Annotated in this window: 1 protein-coding gene; it reads right to left on the bottom strand. The window is 63.8% G+C overall.

Annotated elements, in window-relative coordinates; all coding sequences use genetic code 11:
* A partial coding sequence (locus tag CDV44_RS27570; RefSeq protein ID WP_305790827.1) for a sigma factor occupies positions 1–356 on the bottom strand: 356 nt, incomplete at its 3' end.
* Between the last annotated feature and the right edge of the window lie 14 nt (positions 357–370).

The following is a 370-nucleotide window of genomic DNA, read 5'->3' as shown; positions in this document are numbered from 1 at the left end:
GCGCCTCGGGCGATGCGCCACGATCCGGCATGTCGACTGGCTTCTTCCTCCACCGTGAACACCCGGTTCTCGATCTGCTGGCGGCGGTAGCCGTCGAGCGCGAGATTGCGCACGACCTGCATCACATAGCTGGCGGGATGGCGCACGGGGCACGTGCTGCGCGCATCGCAGAGTTTGATGTAGGCATCCTGAACAACATCTTCGGCACGACACGGACAGCCGAGAATGCGCATCGCCAGACCGACCAGGGCGCGCCGGTGTGTCACGAAGACCTGCCCGACGACGCCATCTTCCGGCTCATCGGTACCCGCAGGTATCCAGCCGGGATATCCGGCGTAACTCAACTGCTCGCTCATGCTTTTGCCTCCAG

Origin of the sequence: Pandoraea sp. PE-S2R-1 (assembly GCF_002179865.1) — a bacterium.
GTDB lineage: Bacteria > Pseudomonadota > Gammaproteobacteria > Burkholderiales > Burkholderiaceae > Pandoraea.
Note: the sequence above shows the minus strand (reverse complement) of the source record. Positions and strands in the feature narration are given on the sequence as shown.